17 protein-coding genes are annotated in these 19,525 nt (G+C 47.6%); all 17 read left to right on the forward strand.

The annotated features are described in order from the left end of the window. The first annotated feature begins 1 nt into the window (after position 1). The 17 genes from PHS46_03355 to PHS46_03435 are packed head-to-tail and all read left to right on the forward strand — an operon-like array spanning position 2 to position 19,521. A complete protein-coding gene (locus tag PHS46_03355; protein MDD3905552.1) occupies positions 2–667 on the forward strand; it encodes a PIG-L family deacetylase in 666 nt (221 codons plus the stop codon). 18 nt (positions 668–685) lie between these two features. Beyond that, on the forward strand, positions 686–1,669 hold the full coding sequence (locus PHS46_03360; GenBank protein MDD3905553.1) for a class I SAM-dependent methyltransferase: 984 nt from the start codon (positions 686–688) through the stop codon (positions 1,667–1,669). Then, a complete protein-coding gene (locus PHS46_03365; protein MDD3905554.1) occupies positions 1,666–2,586 on the forward strand; it encodes a methionyl-tRNA formyltransferase in 921 nt (306 codons plus the stop codon). The genes PHS46_03360 and PHS46_03365 overlap by 4 nt, the downstream gene beginning before the upstream one ends. A 10-nt stretch (positions 2,587–2,596) precedes the next feature. Next, positions 2,597–3,220, forward strand: a complete 624-nt coding sequence (gene hisH, locus PHS46_03370) for an imidazole glycerol phosphate synthase subunit HisH (GenBank protein MDD3905555.1) — start codon at positions 2,597–2,599, stop codon at positions 3,218–3,220. A gap of 7 nt (positions 3,221–3,227) precedes the next feature. Next, positions 3,228–4,016: an imidazole glycerol phosphate synthase cyclase subunit gene (locus tag PHS46_03375; GenBank protein MDD3905556.1), complete on the forward strand. Its 789-nt coding sequence runs from the start codon at positions 3,228–3,230 to the stop codon at positions 4,014–4,016. Between the two features lie 8 nt (positions 4,017–4,024). Continuing rightward, complete coding sequence (locus PHS46_03380; GenBank protein ID MDD3905557.1) at positions 4,025–5,257, forward strand: N-acetyl sugar amidotransferase; 1,233 nt, start codon at positions 4,025–4,027, stop codon at positions 5,255–5,257. Then, entirely contained in the window at positions 5,238–6,254 is a 1,017-nt protein-coding gene (locus PHS46_03385; protein MDD3905558.1) for a methyltransferase domain-containing protein, read from the forward strand. Before PHS46_03380 ends, PHS46_03385 begins: the two co-directional genes overlap by 20 nt. 24 nt (positions 6,255–6,278) lie before the next feature. Continuing rightward, on the forward strand, positions 6,279–7,322 hold the full coding sequence (locus tag PHS46_03390) for a radical SAM protein (GenBank protein ID MDD3905559.1): 1,044 nt from the start codon (positions 6,279–6,281) through the stop codon (positions 7,320–7,322). A gap of 3 nt (positions 7,323–7,325) precedes the next feature. Then, positions 7,326–9,134 (forward strand): hypothetical protein, encoded by a 1,809-nt coding sequence (locus tag PHS46_03395; GenBank protein ID MDD3905560.1) that lies wholly within the window; start codon positions 7,326–7,328, stop codon positions 9,132–9,134. A gap of 6 nt (positions 9,135–9,140) precedes the next feature. Beyond that, positions 9,141–10,727, forward strand: a complete 1,587-nt coding sequence (locus PHS46_03400) for a lipopolysaccharide biosynthesis protein (protein MDD3905561.1) — start codon at positions 9,141–9,143, stop codon at positions 10,725–10,727. Beyond that, positions 10,728–13,085, forward strand: a complete 2,358-nt coding sequence (locus PHS46_03405) for a hypothetical protein (protein MDD3905562.1) — start codon at positions 10,728–10,730, stop codon at positions 13,083–13,085. Further along, complete coding sequence (locus PHS46_03410; protein MDD3905563.1) at positions 13,082–14,044, forward strand: glycosyltransferase family 2 protein; 963 nt, start codon at positions 13,082–13,084, stop codon at positions 14,042–14,044. The genes PHS46_03405 and PHS46_03410 overlap by 4 nt, the downstream gene beginning before the upstream one ends. Positions 14,045–14,065: 21 nt before the next feature. Continuing rightward, positions 14,066–15,100 (forward strand): radical SAM protein, encoded by a 1,035-nt coding sequence (locus tag PHS46_03415; protein ID MDD3905564.1) that lies wholly within the window; start codon positions 14,066–14,068, stop codon positions 15,098–15,100. Positions 15,101–15,110: 10 nt separating this feature from the next. Then, positions 15,111–16,775 (forward strand): hypothetical protein, encoded by a 1,665-nt coding sequence (locus PHS46_03420; GenBank protein ID MDD3905565.1) that lies wholly within the window; start codon positions 15,111–15,113, stop codon positions 16,773–16,775. Between the two features lie 33 nt (positions 16,776–16,808). Continuing rightward, positions 16,809–17,546 carry a cytidylyltransferase gene (locus PHS46_03425; protein ID MDD3905566.1) on the forward strand — a complete coding sequence of 246 codons (738 nt, stop codon included), beginning with the start codon at positions 16,809–16,811 and terminating at the stop codon, positions 17,544–17,546. Positions 17,547–17,548: 2 nt separating this feature from the next. Continuing rightward, positions 17,549–18,532 carry a radical SAM protein gene (locus PHS46_03430; GenBank protein MDD3905567.1) on the forward strand — a complete coding sequence of 328 codons (984 nt, stop codon included), beginning with the start codon at positions 17,549–17,551 and terminating at the stop codon, positions 18,530–18,532. Then, positions 18,481–19,521: a class I SAM-dependent methyltransferase gene (locus PHS46_03435; protein ID MDD3905568.1), complete on the forward strand. Its 1,041-nt coding sequence runs from the start codon at positions 18,481–18,483 to the stop codon at positions 19,519–19,521. Before PHS46_03430 ends, PHS46_03435 begins: the two co-directional genes overlap by 52 nt. Positions 19,522–19,525: the final 4 nt, after the last annotated feature.

The raw sequence follows: 19,525 nt of genomic DNA on the forward strand, positions 1-19,525 counted from the left end.
TATGAAACATTTAGTATTGGCGGCTCATCCGGATGATGAGGTATTGGGTTGCGGCGGTACGATAGCAAAGCGTATCAAAGAAGGTGATGAAGTAACGGTGGCGATTCTGACGGATGGCGCTGTTACGCGCTACAAGAAAGGCATGGCCAAGGTTCTTAAGGCGAACACGACGGAATGCGCAAAGGCGCTGGGTGTTTCAAGGATCATTTTTAAAAATCTGCCCAATCAGCTTCTCGACGCTATGCCGATAACGAAAGTGATAAAAGAGATAGAGGGGATAATAAAAGAAACCGCGCCGGATATGGTTTATACGCATGATAAAGGGGATCTCAATCGTGATCATGTTGTTGTTTATGAAGCAACGCTTGTTGCGGCAAGGCCGTTACCCGGCGGTAAAATAAAGGGGCTCTTCACGTATTTTGTGCCGTCGTCGAGCGAATATAACGATGTTGACGAAAAAAGCGTTTTTATACCCAACGTATTCGTGGAGATAAACCAGACCATAGATAAGAAGATAAAAGCTTTTACGTATTATAAAAGCGAAGTCAGGCCGTATCCTCATCCAAGATCACCCGAGGCTTTGCGGGTATATGCTAAGCGATGGGGAATACAGGCCGGGGTCGAATACGCAGAAGCGTTCCGGTTGATACGGGGGGTAGAAAGTTAACCTATGCTGGATGGCGTGATGGAAGATTTCATACCAATCGATATTAAAGAGATGCGCCCACCTGGCTTTTTTAAAAAAGTGGTGCAGGATAACGCTATCTGCGTGGATAATGTATCGCGCGGAAAAGGGTGGCGTTCGGTTACGAGTTGCCCGCTCTGCGGAAGCGGAGTAAGGCAGATCGTCTTTGGCCGGCTCGATGTAAATATAGTCAGGTGCGGCGGGTGCGGTTGCGGCTACACGGATAAGTTCCCGATCGACACGGCGGATGTTTACAGCGATAACAGCTATATAGGGCTCGCCCGGAGCGGATATCTTGACAATGTCGAATACAGGAAGAAGAGATTTGCCGCAGAGCGTTTAGGACTGATCGAGAAGTATGCCGCTACAGAGCCGGGATCTTCGCGGCTATTGGATGTCGGATGCGGCACGGGATGGTTCCTTGAGGCGGCAAGAGAGAGGGGATACGATATCGCAGGACAGGAATTAGGTAAAGGCCTGGCAAAATTCACGTCCGAAAAATTGAATATAAAAGTTTGGGATGTTCCGCTATCGGAAAAACCGGATGTCTCCGGGTTCGATGTTATTACATTATTCGATGTGATAGAGCATATACCGGACCCGAAGAACATGGTGCGCAATATCCGTAAGCTTTTAAAGCCGGGCGGTATTGCGATGATATATACCCCGAACTTCGATTCGCTGGCATTCCGGTATATGAAGGAAAAATCGAATCTTGTTATGCCGGCGGAGCACCTTTTTTATTTTACGCCTTCTTCCCTGCGGGCTATTCTGGAAGAGAATAATTTGGAAGTGATATATTTCGCGACAAAGGGTATGGATATACCGGATATCTATGCATATCTTCGCGATGAGGCGAAGGACATCGAGGCGTCTGAATTTTTATACCGCAATTGCGATATGTTGCAGGCTGTCATAGACAAGGCGGGATGCGCCAATCACATGAGATTCATAGTCAGACGAGGGAGAGAACAGCGCATATGAAGATAGTTTTTATCGGTAGTGTTGAGATAGGATTGAAATGCCTCCGGCAGGTTGTGCGGGATAAGTGGAAAGTTGCCGCTGTATTTACTTTGGCGAAAAAATATGCGCGCACGACGTCGGGCTATGTGGATTTTTCACCGTTTGCTAAAAAGGCCGGGATCAAAGTATTTAAAATAAAGAACGTGAATGATCCGGTCAATGTTGGAAGAATTCGCAAGATAAACCCCGACCTTATTATCATATGCGGGTGCCAAAGCTTAGTGAGCAAAGAGATATTGGATATTCCAGGGTCGGGGACGGTAGGATTTCACTCGTCGCTTTTACCGAAATACAGGGGCCGTGCGCCGGTAAACTGGGCGATCATAAAAGGGGAGACAAAAACCGGGATTACTATGTTTTACTGCTGTCCGGACCCTGACGCGGGCGACATTATCGCGCAGAAGAGTTTTCCTATAATGATCACAGATACCTGCAGGACGGTCTATGGTAAATCGGCCGGCGCCGCCTGTGAATTATTGCACGGGTATCTTTCAAAGATAAAAGACGGAACGGTAAAGCGGAAAAAGAATATATCAAATAGATATCCTTTATGGCCCAAAAGAAGGCCGGAGGATGGCCGAATCGACTGGAGTAAGGATTCGCTTGTGATACATAATTGGATCCGCGCGCTGACGCGGCCTTACCCGGGCGCCTTTACGTATAGCGGAGAGAAAAAATATTTCATATGGCGCTCGCGTTTCTCGAGACAGAAGAGGTGTGGGCCTGGCAGGCCCGGCGAGATAATAAAGGTAACGGGAAGAAGTGATAACCGGTCGTTCCTCGTTAAAACCGGGAAGGGCGATATATGGATATCGGATGTAATATATGAAAATGGCAGAGCAGTTCAAGACCTTTCTGTCGGGAGCAAATTTTCGTGAATAAAGGCGTATGCGTATAAATATAGCGATAATAGATTACGGGATGGGAAACTTAAGATCCGTCGTCAATGCGTTCAATGTTCTCGGCCATTCTCCGGTCATTGTAAAAGATCCGGGGGATATTCGTAAAGCCGACCGGATCGTATTGCCGGGAGTAGGCGCATTCGGCGATGCCATGCGGAACCTGCGCGATGCCGGATGGGTCGAAGTGATGGAAGAAGAGGTGCTGGGTAAAGAGAAACCCTTTTTAGGCATATGCCTCGGTATGCAACTATTGGCGACTTTCGGCACCGAGCATGGCAAATGTTCCGGGTTGAACTGGATCCCGGGTAAAGTGATCCGTCTCGGCGAGGGGAAGCCCGGGCTTCGTGTCCCCCACATAGGCTGGAACGATGTGAGGGTTATAAAAAAAGAAGGCTTGTATGCCGGCCTTCCGGATCCGCAGTCCTTCTATTTTTTGCATAGTTATGTTCTTGTGCCGGATGATAAAGACATCGTAAGCGGTATCTGCGACTATGAAGGCGATTTTGTTGCCAGTATAAAATTGAAGAATATCTCGGCGATACAATTCCATCCGGAAAAAAGCCATAAGGCAGGGCTTAAAGTGCTCATGAATTTTCTGAGCGGAAATTGATAAGATTATGTTAAAAAAACGGTTGATACCGGTTCTTTTATTGCAAAACGGGATGCTTGTTCGCAGTGAGGCTTTTAGTATACATCAGATAATCGGTAATCCGATAATCGAGGTACAGCGATTCAACCAATGGAACGTGGATGAACTTATCTATTTGGATATAAGCCGATCGGATGATTACGACCTTCGTCGGGAAGATGGCAAGGTCCGCGGACTTAAAGATCCTCTCGTTATATTGGAAGAGGTGAGCAAGACCTGCTTTATGCCTCTTACGTGGGGCGGCAGGATACGTACCATCGATGACATGAGACAACGGTTTTTAAGAGGGGCGGATAAGATAACTATCAATACCGCCGCGGTCGAGACGCCGGAATTGATTACGCAGGCCGCAAAGATTTTTGGCAGTCAGGCGGTTGTCGTATGTATAGACGCGAAGCGCTATGAGGGCGGGAGCCCGGAAGTTTTTATCGACGGCGGCCGTACTGCGACCGGGATGAGTCCCGAGGGTTGGGCTAAGAAAGCGGAAGGGTTTGGCGCCGGGGAGATATTACTCCAGAGTATAGATCGCGATGGCATGGGCAATGGTTATGACCTTGGCATGATACGCTCGGTAAGCGAAGCTGTTTCTATACCGGTCATAGCGCTGGGCGGAATCGGCGCTTACGGACAGTACGCGGACGGTATAAAAGCCGGAGCTTCCGCGGCCGCGGCGGCAAATATATGGCATTTTAAGGAATTGTCCGACATGGGCGGGAAACGGGCCCTGTCGAAGAGCGGCGTAAATATAAGAATGTGAGGTATAGGATGAAGTTCTGTTCCAGGTGTATGTATCCTTCTATGGCGGCCACTCCGCTGACCTTTGACGACAAAGGGGTATGTTCCGGATGCAGGGTAGCGGGTCAGAAAAAAGTTATCGATTGGAAGGGGCGATTCCAGATGTTGAAAAAACTGACGGATGAATACCGAGCCAAAAATAATTACGATATTCTTATCCCCGTAAGCGGCGGAAAAGACAGTTATTACCAGGCGCATATAGCCAGCAAAGAGCTTGGGCTGAAGGTTCTTTTGGTTACATATCACGGTAATAATTATCTTCCGGAAGGCGAATACAATCTCGCGCGGATGCGGGAACTCTTCGATTGCGATCACATAGTTGTCAAACCCGGCGTCGATGTATTGATAAAAATGAACCGCATCGGTTTCAAACTGCAGGGGGATATGAACTGGCATAATCATTGCGGAATATTTACGGTTCCTATCCAGGAGGCGGTCAGGCATAAAGTACCTCTTATGATGTGGGGGGAACATGGGTTCATGGATATGGGTGGTATGTACTCTTACAGCGATTTTGTGGAATTTACCGCGAAGACCCGTCTTGAACACGGGTTGCGAGGATATGATTGGCACGATTTTACGGATGAAGGACTGGAGAAGCTCGGCCGCAGTGAACTCAAGGAAGGTCTAAGACCTAAAGATCTTCTGTGGGCGCAATATCCGCCTGATGAAGAGATAGCTTCCGTGGGAGTGCGCGGCATATATTTAAGTAACTATCTCGATTGGGACGGCACGAAGAACGCCGAATTGGTAACGAAGCTATACGGGTGGAGGGCGGCACAACAACCCTTTGAGCGCACTTACCGCAGTTTTTCAAATCTCGATGATATGCACGAGAACGGTATCCATGATTATCTGAAGTTCGTGAAATTCGGATATGGCAGGGCCAGCGATCACGCTTCCAAGGATATACGCGCAGGCGTCATGACGCGCGAAAAAGGAATAGAGATGGTGCGTAAGTACGACCATGTAAAGCCGCGGCGTGACCTGGAGCGGTGGCTTAAATATGTAAATATGACCGAAGAGGAATTTGACGCCATATGCGATACTTTCCGTGATCCGCGGGCCTGGCGCATAGAAGGCGGCCAATGGGTAAAGGACGATATCTGGGGCGGTTCTTCCGCTTACGGGCCGGTTCATCTAAAGTGCCCCCAGAGAGCTAAATTTATGCGAGAGGAAAATTATGGCCGAACAAAAAAGTAATATCATAAGCGAAGAAGATATAAGGCCGGAGTATTTGAAGGCGGACCAGGCAGGATTACTTGCCTCGGACATAAAGATGCTACTGTCGTACAAGAAAAAGTTTGTGAAGGTCGCGTGCCCTGCCTGCGAAAACGGTTCTTCGCGGAAGATGTTTACGAAGTATGGGCTTCAATATGTTAAGTGCGAAAAATGCGGGACGGTATATGTGAACCCCAGGCCTACGCCGGAGATACTGGAGAAGTATTACTCGGCTTCCAAGAATTATGAATATTGGAATAATTATATCTTCCCGGCTTCGGAATCAGCCAGGAGGGAAAAAATATTCAAACCCAGAGTGAAAAAGCTGGTGGAGTTCTGTAAGCGTTACGGCCTACGGCCAAAGACGCTCCTGGAAGTCGGCGCGGGTTTCGGTACCTTCTGCGAAGAGGCCGCGCGGGTGAAATTTTTCCGCAGGATCATAGCAGTAGAGCCGACGCCCGGCTTGGCCGATACTTGCAGGAAGAAAGGCATAGAAGTAATAGAGAAGCCGGTGGAGAAGATTAAGCTTAAAGGCCTTTCCGTCGATGTCGTTGCTTCCTTCGAAGTTATCGAACATCTTTTTTATCCGTCAGGTTTTTTGCGCAGTTGCGCGTCACTGCTTTCGACAGGCGGCCTTATCATTTTAACGTGCCCTAACGTCAAAGGATTCGACGTAGATGTGCTGGGTAAACTTTCGGCAACATTCGATAATGAGCATCTAAACTACTTTCACCCGGAGTCTCTCTCAAGGCTTCTTGAAAGATCCGGTTTCGATGTTGTGGATATAGCGACACCCGGCAGGCTCGATGCTGAGCTTGTTAGGAAGGCGGCGCTTGGCGGGAAGATAGATCTATCGGGAAGACCTTTCCTTAAGCGCGTACTCCTCGATCGATGGGATGAGGCGGGCCGTTCATTCCAGGATTTCCTGGCGGATAATCTGCTATCTTCGCATATGTGGATAGTAGGACGAAAAAAATGACGCATTTAACCTTCGAGGCATAGCATGAAAGAATTGGTTAAAAGGAAAGATTCGATAGACCACTTAAAACATTTCGGGAAAAAAGATTCAAATCTCTTTATACACGATTCCTATATTGAAAGCGGGCATCCCGAAAGGGCGAAAAAGTTTCTCGAATACAGAAAACTTTGGGAAAGCGTGAGCGAGGGCAGTAAGACGCCGGACTTCCCGTATTTTGTGACATTCAGTTTCAGCGATTCATGTAATTTGTCATGCGCGCACTGCTACAGAACATTTAATAAGGATAAGACGGAGAGACATTTACTGGAATACGACGAAGCCGTACGGCTTATAGATGAATGCAAAAAGATAGGTGTATATTCTATAGGGATAGGCAGTGAAAGCGAAGTATTTGTATATAAGCGGATAGCGGATGTGATGAAGCGGATATCTGAAAATAAGTTTGAAGACACGTGGGTATATACGAACGGTACGCTTTTGAACGATGAACGCATTGATCTCATATTGGATAGTGATGTAACGCGCCTCAGTATATCGGTCGACGCTGTAACCGGCGAGACTTACAGGAAAACCAGGGGCGGAGACTTTAATAAATTGATGTCGAACATATTCAATTTTCTCGACAAAAGAGAAAAACGTAGAACGAAACTACCGGTTCTCAGGGTGACCGCCGTAAAATATAACCTAACCGAACCCGAGATAGGCTTATTCGTAGACTTTTGGAGCAAAATAGCGGATGAAGTCGATGTACAGCCGCTTATCGATATAAAAAACATAGACGAATTGCGATATGACAAGATCGAAAAAATAAACTGCATATATCCCAAGAGGATGCTGTATATCACCTGGAACGGGGATTACAAGCCGTGCTGTTCCGAATTCTGTAAGCACCTGACGATAGGGAATATCAGGGATATGAGTATACTGGATGCATGGAATTCGGAATATATGCGCGACCTGAGGTTGCAATTGTGCGGGGAAAAACCCCTTAATAAGGCCTGCCTTAATTGCCTCAGATCCCTGCATAGTACTGAAAAGTATGAACCGTTAACTTTGAAGGAAAAATAGATAATGCGCAGGGCCTTGATACTCAATGATACCAAAGACGCTTTTTACGCGGCGGAAAATATAGATCTTTTATTACGGGACGATACCGTTATTTTTTCCACTCACGTATCCGTGGATGTGTTTCTGAAAGAAAAGTTCCGGATAGAGTGTATATCCCTGTGTAAGTATATCGCGCCGGAGCAGGCGGCGCGGAATATAAAACTGTCGGATGAAATGGCGAACGAAACGGTGGATCTTCTGGACGCGGCTCATTCCGCAGGAATAAATGGAAGATCCGGTTTAAGGGACGTCAGACTTTTCCGGCCGCTATTTTCATATATCATCTATTTCCAGTTTTTGACTTGTTTTAATCTGCACGACTCGCTTAAAGCGGCTATAGAGAAGAGCGGTATAAGCGAGATACTTTTTTTTAACAAAAAGATAAATGAATACGAAGAATCCGCTATTACTATAGAGGATGTGTTGAAGACGCTTTCCGGCGTTAAATTAACGGCTATCATGGCCGGCGCGCGGACACAGGCGGTAATCGGCAATCCGGATATTTTAAAGTGGCGGAAGGTCATAGACTATCCGTACGTAGTATTTTTGAAGTTGCTCTCGCGCCTCGAAAAGCTTTTACTTAAACTCAGATACTCTGTGATGTTAAAGGGGAGAAAAACCATAGTATTGATCGAACCGTTATGCGACCTGTCTTTCCTGCGTCGCATGCTGGCGTTGTCACGGTATAATGTCATATACTATGATATCAATTCTCCTTTGCCCGCAGGTTCCGCCGCGGGGCTTGTGCATGATTATAAGATATCTATCGTTCCAAGGGGCTTTGCGGGAACCGATTCGGACAAGAGCCGGCGTTATTTCAGAGATATTATAATGAAAAACGCGGAAGAGATGTTCAATAAAGGAGCCGGTAGATACATAGGATGCCTTAAGGAGTTAGACCGATTGAATAGCATATACGGTATAAAGCTGGGAATATGGGGCATCTCGCCGGTTTTTGGCCCGAGGGGTTTAGTGGCCGAATATCTCCTGAAAAATAACAAGCCCGTCATAGGTATGCAACACGGCGGCCTTCTGGGCAATCTTCATAATAGTGACGTCCATATGTCGGACGCGACCAGGTGCACCGATTACATATCTTACGGGTTCAATAAAAATGATCTGGCAAAAACTTATCCCGAAAAAAAATTCGACATGGTAACTATTCATGAATTCGGCACGACAAAAACGTTTAAGGAAAAAAGGCGAGGCAGGCCGGTCATTGATTTACTCATTCCACCGACGATAACGCTGTCTATGCTGGAGGGCGGCATGATCAGGGATATGCCGGACACCATTTTAAATAATCAGCTCAAGCTGGTAGAATACCTGGACGGGGTAAAAGGGCGCAATATAGTGGTAAAGCCCATGCCTTTTTCCAATTACGATAATCTGGCGATATTGCCGGCTCTTGAAAGAATGAAGAATATCAAATTAATAAATAATCTTTCGTTCGAGGATGCGCTTAATTTTTATGATGTTAAGGCTGTATTGCTGGAACATGCCACGACGGCACTTTACGAAGCCATCGCCTGCGACGTGGAGATATTTTTAGTGAACCATAATGTTGTAAGGCCCATCGAAGCGGGCGCTTTGGACGCGCTTAAGAAGCGGGTGCATTGCGCAGAGAATGCCGAAGATATCATCCCGAAATTGGATCTTTTTTTCAGCGGGAAATTGGAGAAGAAGCGCGACAATAGTTTCTACGAGCGCTATGTCTACAAAAAAGATGCGAAAAAAAATATAACGGAGCTGGTAAAAAAGCTGGTGAGCTAATAGCGTATGGATACCCAGGACATAATACCGGAAAATATCGCCTGCGAGAAACGCTTCCGGGGCGATTCCCTTAAGAAGCGCTGGCTCTATAAATTCTTTGCCAACTTTATAGGGTTCGGCATGGGATTTATTACCCAGTCCATCGTGCCTCGGAGCCTGGGCCCGGGCGCATACGGCGATTTCAGCTTCCTGACCAATTTTTTTACGCAGGTAGCGAATTTCTTCGACATGGGTACGTCGGCGTGTTTTTATACCAAGCTTTCACAGCGCCCCGAGGAGAGGGATTTAGTTTCATTCTATATATATTTTGCCGCTTTTCTCGTGGTAGGTGTTATGACGTTTGTCGTAGTATCGGTATTGACCGGCGCTTACGCCGGATTTTGGCCGGGGCAGGAGATATTTTACATATATCTGGCCGCGGGGTTCGGTATATTGAGCTGGGTAGTGCAGGCTATGGCAAGCATGACCGACGCATATGGTATCACGGTCATGGCCGAGAAGGCGAAGATGCTTCAAAAGGTATTGACCGTCGCGATAGTTGTCCTGTTATATATTTTCAACCAGATTACCCTGGCCAATTTTTTCTATCTTCAATATGCGGTTTTCTGCTTCCTCATCCTGGCATTTATATATATAATGAGGCGGGAAGGCTATTTGCTTGGGCAGGGAATAACCATCGCTTTTGATAGAGCAAAGAAATATATAAAAGAATTCTATACTTACAGCCATCCTTTATTCTTTTGTTATCTTATAGGGATGGTAGTGAATATATTCGATAGATGGCTCTTGCAGGCTTTCGGCGGAAGTATACAACAGGGCTTTTTCGGGTTCTCTTTTCAGATAAGCGCGCTGTGTTTTATTTTCGCCGGGGCGCTGACGCCTCTTTTGGTCAGGGAATTCTCGATCTCGCACGCCAAACAGGATCTTAAAGAGATGAGCCGTGTCTTTCAGAAATATATGCCCGTGTTATTGTTCTCTACCACTTTCTTGACGTGCTTTATCGCCGCGCAATCGGGGAACATAGTCGCGATTATGGGCGGAGATAAATACAGGGATTCGGTCTGGCCGTTATTCATCATGGCATTTTATCCCATTTACCAGGTTTTTGGCCAGGCATGCGGCTCAGTTTTTTTGGCGATGGGCGAGACCAAATCTTACAGTAATATAAGTATATTATTTATGCTGTTAGGTATCCCGGCGACTTATTTTTTAATAGCCCCCCGCGCGCTTTATGGGTTGGATGCCGGCGCGACCGGACTGGCTCTAAAGATGATATTGCTTCAAGGTCTGGGGGTCAATGCGCTTTTATACGGTACGGCCAAGGCTCTCAAGTTCTCATTCAGAAAATATGTATTCGCGCAGGGCACAACCATGGCGGCGCTTTTGACGCTTGCCTTCGCGGCATCATTCGCCGCTGTGCGATTTACGGGATTTTTCTGCAATAATTTTGTGAACTTTTTCTCGGCGGGACTGGCTTATACCGCTATGGCCGCCGCGGTGTTGTATTTTTTCCCCGGCATCTTTGCGCTGAGAAAAAGCGATATCGACAGCGCCATTGAGGCAGGCATGAAGAAATTGGGGAGGGACAGGTAGATGCCGGATATCCTAAAGCGCGAATGGCTCCCGGTATTATTTATAGCCGCAATAGTACTATTCGGATATAGCGGACTCTTCGCCGGGGCGGACTTTTTTGTGGATGATGACGCGGTGCTTCTTCATGGCTATTCTCATGGGAACGCCATAGGGAACGGATGGCGGCCGGACAAGGGCTTCGGGATATCATTCTTTTTCGGGGATCCTGGTATGGCGCATGCCTGGTCGGTATTCTCGATATGGGAAAAAATAATAAAGTTGCCCGCGCTGGCATATAATTCATCCGTTATTCTTCTTCTTATCCTTGCCGCGATATCGCAATATGTTTTATTGAAGAGAGTCGCGCCGGGTATGCGCTGGATATCAGCGTTCCTTGCGCCTTTGATAGTATTCGGCCCGCTTCAGCATGAGTTCTTCTTCCAGAGGCACTGGATAACGCTTTCTATAGGTACGCCGCTTTTACTTATGCTCATTTATGATTATTTCAAAGACCCGAAGACGGTATATCTTTTACGCGCCGGATTCCTATTGTGGTTCGTGTGGTTCTTCGGGAGCTTCGCGCCGTTTTTGGAACTTTTAATAGTCAGCGGTATCTTTGCGGTGACATTCTGGATATACTTTAAAAAGGAAAGGGCCGGGTTGGTAATAAGAGCCGTGCTACTCTACTTAACGGCGATAACGATGACCGTGTTACTCGGCTTCTGGATATTTTATTCTGTTTTTATAGAAAAGAACCTTTCCGGATATTTGAGAGAGCCGGTTTATAATGCCGCGGGGGTATTCAGCCCGGCTTCCGCGATGTATTTTCTGATAAATCTATTTCACTGCGGATGGCTACCCGGCAATATAATACTACCCGGCATGGATTGGTTGCCAAAAGTGAGTTGGGATATGTGTTCCGTGGTATTTCCACTCGTATTGATTGTTTTTCTTTTTAAGCGCTCATCGGGATTCTGGGAATTTTCCATGAAGTGGCTTATCGTAGTTCTGTTTGCGCACGAATTTTTTATGGGCGCCGTGCCTGCATATGCCAATCTTTCGCAATTCATTATAAATGGTTATCCGCTATGTAAGTTTCAGCCGGCGTACCATTGTTTTCAAATAGGACTTCTGGGCATATTTATTTCCGGGATATCGGCGGGCAATTTCAATATGAAGAGTCTTTTGGGCAAAAGCCTGCGTTCGGCTGTAGCCGCCATCCTGTGTCTTTTTTATGCGGCGCTATTCGTCTTTGCCGTAATTTCGGTAGTATCGCCGGGTATCCTGCTTGACGGCTTAGCCGGACTGATCCGGGTCTTGCCTTTTGGTAATTTATCCCGCGCCGCCGACGGGTTAGTTTCTTATGTGGCGCTGTTTAATCTTAAAAGTGTTCAGCAGGGGATGGGTCTTTGCAGTATTCTGTTCTATCTTTCGAGCGCGCTTCTGATCTGGATTTTTGCATCGAAGAAATATATGAATAAAATCTCCGCCACTTACAAAAATGGACTGGCTTTACTGCTTCTGGCAAATGCATTGTTATTGTCATGGGCCATATATCCTTTGCATAAAGGGCCGATGGTTTGGGCCCAGAACGAGATTGCCGAATTTGTGAAATCCTTGAAACCGACCGACCGTTTTTACAGCGCCCTGGACAAGACGAGCCAAAAGACCAAAAAGACCCTGGAGAGTTTTAAAAAGAATTGGGTGGAAGAGGACGGCGCCCCAAGACGGTATATGCCAGGTTACTGGGACGCACCGAAGTTGAGCATATCGTCCGGCAAGTCGTTTTCGCAAAAGCCGGTTGCGGATTTCACCATTCGTATTTTTAATGGCGATGGTCAAACGCGCCTCGGAAGTTTGCGGGAGCTCGACGCCGGCCCGTTCATAACATCGAAGATGATGAATGACTCGGCGATATCTTATTATTATTCGTTCCGCGAACTGCCGCCGGCGGATGGTTTGTCATTGGCCGCGAAGGCGCGGCAATTATACATATATAAGAATACCGCCGCGCGCCCCTACTTTTACCTGGAAAATAGAGCGGGCGTGTCCGATGGCTCCGGTGTTTCGTTGAAAGAATTTTCCTTCGGGAGGATGGTTTTCGATTATTACGGCGAAACCGCGAACATGCTCATAGTCGCGGATGCCTGGCATCCTTTCTGGAAGGCCAGATCCGGAGAAGCTTTTTATCCGGTGTTCAAGTGTAATGATATATTCAAAGAGGTACTGCTCCCGAAGGGAAAGCATGAAGTGACGCTATTTTTCGACACCGGCGCATTTATGCCCGGCATATATGTGTCGATCGTTTCCTGGGTATTATTTTTAACGGTCTATTGTGTTTTGTCCGGGCGCAAAAAAAGAAAAGAGGGTTGGTTATGAAATACACCGTATTGGTTCCGGTATATAATGAGTCCAATAGCCTGACAGAATTATGCGACAGGATCGAGACTGCTTTCAGATCGATCAAAGAGGAGAAAGAGTTCGATATCCTTATAGTCGATGACGGGTCTACAGACTCTTCGCGTGACGTTATCAAATCTCTTTGCGCCGGCAGGAAATATGTTAAAGCTATCTTTTTACGGAAGAATGTCGGCAAGTCGTTCGCGTTGACCGCGGGGTTTATGAATTCGCATTCGGACTATGTTATTACCATAGACGGAGATTTACAGGATAGGCCGGAAGATATACCCGTCCTGATCAATAAGATAAGTGAAGGGTATGATCTCGTCTCCGGCTGGAAGCAAAACAGGAAAGACGGCATCGTGAGGGTTCTTGGCTCCAGGGTTTTTAATGATGTTGTATCACGTCTCGGCGGGATAAGGTTCCATGATTTTAATTGCGGGTTCAAAATATACAGGTCAAATGTTGTAAAGAATATATCGGTTTACGGCCAGCATCACCGTTTTATACCGCTTTTGGCTTATTTTATGGGATTCAAAGTTGCCGAGGTTCCGATATCGCATGATAAGAGAAGATTTGGCTCTTCCAAATATCCTGCTTTTCGTTACCATGGACTGTTCGATATCCTATCGATCCTGTTCACATACAAATACAGGTTCAGTCCTTTGTATTTTTTTGGCGCGATAGGTATAATGTTGATTGCCCCCGGAGCATTGCTTGCCGCATATCTATTGTGCAGGCATCTTATGTTCGTATTTGGTTTCGGAACCCAGTATATGCTGTTCAACAGGCCGCTTCTTATGGCTTCGTTTACGGTTTGTATACTGGGGCTGAACGTATTCCTCACAGGGTTTGTATGTGATTTTATTCTCCAGCACTCCGGTTCAAAAGGAGTTACCGGATATGTGGAGAGTCTTATAGATGAGAAAGAATGTTAAGAGGATAAGGACGCGATACAGATGCAAAAAATAAAGTACGGCTTAAAGCTTCTCGGGAACATCTTGGCGATAAAGCTGGGTATGCCGCGGCCAATCATAGCGGTTTGGGAGACGACCTACCGGTGCAATATGCGATGCGCATTTTGCAATGAAAAGAATATGGCCGCCAAAGAGATGGATACGCCGGAGGCCATCCGGATGATAGAAGAGCTTGCGGAGATTGGGACGAACATCATACTACTCACCGGCGGCGAGCCGACGCTTCGCAACGACATAGATGCCATAATGGACGCCGTAAAGAAGAGCGGTATGACGTCTATATTTACAACGAACGGATTGAACGCGAAGAATAGGATATCCGCTATCCTGAAGGCAGACATGATACGCCTGAGCGTTGACGGATACGGGGATGTCCATGACGCCATCCGTGGCACACCGGGCGCTTTTGAAAGCGTGCGGGAGTTAGTGCCGATTCTCGTGAAAGCGGGCAAGCCGCCGATGATCGTGTGCGTTGCTACGCGCGCGGCGGATAGGGAGAATTTGAAGAAGCTCTTTGCGCAGGCCAGGGAGTGGGGCGTGCAGGTGGATCTGTCGATGGTTACTTATTCCATGAGGACGAAGATAACATCAGAAGACGCAAAAGAGGTTAGTAGTATCCAGCAAGATAGTCGACTGGGTGAGGCAGACTTTCTCGATACGCTCGACGAATTTAAAGAAATGTTTCCGGACGTCCTGGCTAACCCTGGTTTTTACCGCCGTCTGATCACGGATGGCGGGCTCGGCACAAGATGCAGGGCGTTGGATGTCTCGCTGAATATACGGCCCGACGGCACGGTTTCTATCCCGTGCGACGCTTTTACTCTTTTTAAGCTCGAAGGAGATAAGCACGACGTTTGGCGACGTATGCGGGGCCTGAAAGACGTGCGGGAGAAGTTGGGTAAGTATGAATTTTGTAACGCCTGCTATAAGAGATGTATAGCTTTTCCATCGATGCTGTTGAGTATTAAAAATCTATTAGACCTGGTAAAAGCATATTTGCCGACGGTTCGGAGGTAAGGGGGAGGTCATGAACGATTTTGAATATCAGCTGAACTATATAAAAGAGAACAGTCGCAGGCTGATCTCCATGCAGGATCGTAATATCGTCTCACCCGCTTACGGCTGTTTCCATTATGCTTACTGGCGGGATAAGGTGACCGACTTTGCGGATGCCCGTTATCAGGAGGCGGGCGCCGCGCTTGGTCTTCTGACACATCCGGCTATATATGACAGCTCCATGCCGTCGAAGAAGGATCTCTACGCTTCTTTTTCCGCCGCTGTCGTTTTCTGGGCAAAGATTCAGCATGGCGATGGCAGTTTCGACGAATGGTACAAGAATGAGCGCGGTTTTGCCGCGACGGAATTCAGCCTCATCGCTTTCGGCTTAGCGCTGTATCTTCTCGGAGACTCGGTTGAGGATGCGGATAGATCCAGGATATCGGCTGTCATAGTGAAGGCGGCGGATTGGCTGGTGAAGCGTAACGATGATGTTAAATCTAATCATGAAGCCGCGGCCGCGGCCGCCCTGGCACTCGCATACCGCATTACGGGAAACGAATATTATGGCCGGGCCGCGCGCGAGAAATGCGCAAAGGTGCTTGGGTCGCAGACGGATGAGGGGTGGTTTAATGAGGTAGCGGGTATGGATCTGGGATATTGCAGTGTCCTGCTCGACTATATGATGCTCTACCATGTGCTGATGAGTGACGACTCTGTTATACAGCCCATGAGAAAACTATATTCATTTTTATATAATTTCATTCACCCGGATCTTACCGTTTCCGCGGAAGCCGGCATATGCTTCAACAATTATCTTGCCAGGTTGGGAACGGTGCTTCTCTCCGAACATTCGCCTGAGGCCGCCGCGATAGCGCGCTTCTTCGACGGAAGAAGCGCCGGGTTTGAAGGAATAGCCCCATATCTTTCCGATGACCTGCGCCTGTGCAGGTGGGGATATTTGCCCATCGTCACGAAGATACTGAAAAAAAGGATGGTCGAGGAATCACTTTTTGCGAAAGCGTATAGTAATAAAAAAGACGACAAGACCCCGGGAGGATTTTTTAAAAAGGCGGCCGTATTTTCTCGTTCTTCTCCGGGCATATATGTGGAATTTATCCCTGCAGGCGGCGGCGCGATAAAAGGTTATTTTAACGGCGAGCTCTCCGGCGTTACCGGCAGATACGAGGACTCAGGTTATGTTTACGGCCCGATCGGTTCATCGGGAAAATATATTTTTACAGGTGGCTACAAGGCCGATCGCAAATCGGAACTTGCCGAAGATGGGATGAGCGCGGAAGTGGAATTTGTTCCGGCGAGATTTTTCTTTCCGCCGTACATAGCGCGGCTGGCGCTAAGGATAGCATGCAGTATCCCGATGTTTTCGTTTTACGCAAGGAAACTTATCGATATGTATCGTAAGATGAAAGGGACGGCGATAAACCAATCCGCGGCGCCGGTGGCGGATGGGAAGGGGGCTATTCTGCTCAGGCGGTGCCTGCAGACAGAAGAATGGGGTTTTAGGATCACCGACGAGATTATAGCCGGCGATGGGTTTGGCGGAATCGATCGCGCGTTACTCAGGCCGATATCATACAGTAACGGAGTAAAAGTTGATAATGTGGAATCCTCGTCGGGGACGGCAGGTAATTTTAGCAGAAAGATTTGTTTTATTAAAGAGGTTCGGCTGGCTTGAGTCCGGCCGCATTCAATAGGAGGTGTAATTAGCATGGTAGCGGCGCTCTTACTTGGACGGGAAGGCAGTGTAGGATTCCCCGGAAAGAACATGTATCCTGTGCTGGGCAAGCCATTGTCGTATTATCCCATGGCCGCGGCCAGAAAGGCCGCAACCGTAGACGAAGTATTTTTATCCACCGATTCTAAAGACTTAATGAAGCTGGCCGACAGCCTCGGTATCAAGATCATAAAAAGGCCCGCCGAGTTGTGCACCAACGAGGCCACGGGGCTTGACGCTTTTCTCCACGGGTACAAAGTGATACGGGATCTTTACGGCTCGGATAGAATAGAGTTCATGATACTCATGTTTTGCAATGCCCCGACGGTGACGCCACAGACGATAGACGAAGGCGTGAAAGTCCTTCGCGCAAACCCGCTTTACGACTCGGCCGTTACCGTGTCGCGATATAACATGTGGAGCCCGCTTCGCGCCCGCCGGATCGGGGAAGACGGACTGCTACATCCGTTCGTACCTTTCGAGGCGCTCGGCGATCCGTCTACATTCAACTGCAACAGGGATTCGCAGGGAGACGCCTGGTTCGCGGATGTGGCCGTATCGGTGGTGCGGCCGGGATGCCTCGATAATATTGAAGACGGATTACTTCCGCAGAAGTGGATGGGCCGCAAGATATATCCGTTGAAACAGTGGGGCGGGCTTGACGTCGATTATGAATGGCAGATACCGCAGGCGGAATACTGGCTGAAGAAAAACGGATACGGAGAAAAGTAATTATGGTGCAGATAAAACCCGACGGTAATTTTAACCCGCTGGGAGGAGTATCGGTTCATAGTGGAAAAACCGACGAGTATAGGGAATACAGGCGATGCTGGTCCGAATACCCGTCTAATTTCATTCTGCGGGATTTTCCGATGCATCTGGATATCGAAATAACCAATCGCTGTAATCTCAAGTGTACATTTTGTGACAGGAGGCCGCATGTCGGCAAGGGCTCTTTCGGCGATATGGATATGGCGCTTTTTAAAAAAATAATCGATGAAGGAGCCGGCCATAAATTGTGGGCCTTGAAACTCAGTTACCGTGGAGAGCCGTTATTGCACAAGAATGTAGCGGAAATGGTCGGCTACGCGAAGAAGAAAGGCGTCCTGGACGTCTATTTTAATACGAACGGTATGCTCCTTACCGAAGAGATAGCTAAAAAACTTATCGATGCCGGGCTTGACCGCATATCAATATCGATGGAAGGTACCGATCCGCTGGCTTATGAGAAGATGCGCGTTAACGCGGAATTTGCCGTCGTCCTGAAAAATATCGATACGTTGGCAGGATTGAGAAAAAAGATGAAAGTGGAGCATCCTAAAATACGGATTCAGTCGGTCGAATATCCCGGATTTGACCGGGATGAGTACGGACGTTTCTGGCTTTCTCACGGCGACGAAGTTGCTATGCTCGACTATACCGATATGTCCAAAAGGGTTGTCGGACTTACGGCTGATTGGGCCTGTCCTCAGTTATGGCAGCGCATGACCATAGAATGGAACGGGAATGTGCTACCGTGCAATAACGATGACCCGGGACGCTTATCTCCGGGTAACGTAAAGGATAGAGCTATATATGATTGCTGGCATGATCCGAAAGTCGACGAAGTGAGGCGACTGCATAGATCCGGTCGATCGCATGAGGCCGGGGATTGCAACGGTTGTCCATGGAGAACGGCTCAGATAAAGAAGACGCCGCGACGGGATGGTGTATCGTGAAAAGTTATGGCTTGATGAGGCCACAGGATATATACGAGAAAGTTATTGCGCAGAGAGCGCTCGACGGCGAAGCCTTCTTTGAAAAATACAAAGACAGGTTTATCGACGTAAATTGCCCGGCTTGCGGCGCCTCCGGAGCATATGTTTTCAGTAAATACGGTTTTCGCCACTTACGATGCGAAAAATGCCTGACCTTATTCTGTTCGCCGCGTCCGTCGGATGAACTGATAGCATATTATTACAATAATTATAAAGCGCCGCAGATGTGGACGGAGCTTTTGCTCAAGGCCGACGCCGCCCGGAAGGCTTTGCAATATAAGCCGCGCGTCGAGCGAATGATACGCGCTATGCGGGAAGCGCCGGCCGCGCGCGGAGGTGTCGCGCTCGATATAGGCGCGGGAAGCGGAGCTTTCTCCTTATGCCTTAAAAATTCCGGATTTTTTAAGGACGTTATCGCGATGGATTTTTCGGACTCGTGTGTCAAAGCTTGCCTCGAGCAGGGATTGCAGGCGTTAAAAGGCAGTATTGGAGATGCCGGTAGTGGTTTTGCCGACGCTATCTTTATAAACGATCTCATCGAGCATCTCTCCGATCCGGCAGTTTTTTTGAAAGAATGCTCAAGGGTATTAAAGAGAAAAGGTTTTATCTCTATAGCCACGCCGAACGGTGAAGGATTCGATTTTAAAATCATGGATGCCGAAACGAAGAACATAACACCTCCGGAACATTTGAATTATTTCAATACGCGCTCTATCGGCGTTCTTTTGGAAAGAGCCGGTTTTTGTGTTCTCTTTGCGGAAACACCCGGCATTCTGGATGTCGATATAATTTCAAAAGCACGCTCCTCGGGTTTTAACATAAAGGATAAGAACAGCTACATCGATTATATACTGGATCAGGATGAGAACGTTCTGAGTAATTTCCAAAAGTTCATTTCCGATAACAAACTATCCAGTCATATGCTTGTGATGGCCCAAAAGGGAGAATAACTTT

This window comes from Candidatus Omnitrophota bacterium, from assembly GCA_028699255.1.
In the GTDB taxonomy this organism is placed as follows: domain Bacteria; phylum Omnitrophota; class Gorgyraeia; order 2-01-FULL-45-10; family 2-01-FULL-45-10; genus FEN-1322.